The sequence below is a fragment of the Clostridium tyrobutyricum genome (assembly GCF_019144085.1).
GTDB lineage: Bacteria > Bacillota > Clostridia > Clostridiales > Clostridiaceae > Clostridium_B > Clostridium_B tyrobutyricum_A.
Window position 1 is genome coordinate 1 of sequence record NZ_JAHHUY010000141.1, and the last position, 220, is coordinate 220.

A 220-nucleotide genomic window follows, 5' to 3' on the forward strand; every position below is an offset into this window, starting at 1 on the left:
AGCGGTAAGTGCTGCTGGCGTTGTAGGCGTAGCCCACGCCCAATTCTTTGAGGCCTGCACTCATGATGTTTTTGCAGTGACCTGCGCTGGCCAGCCAACCGCTGACCACATCGGCAGGGGTGACTTGCCCAGCCGAGATATTTTCGGCCACTTGCCGCCAAGGGTAGCCTGCCGCCGAAATGCGCTGGTCAAAGGTGCGCCCATCTTGGCTGGTGTGGTT

1 protein-coding gene is annotated in these 220 nt (G+C 60.0%); it reads right to left on the bottom strand.

All coding sequences use genetic code 11. The features are described from left to right. On the bottom strand, positions 1–220 hold a 220-nt coding region (locus KM800_RS15345; RefSeq protein WP_217813849.1), incomplete at both ends, for a CAP domain-containing protein.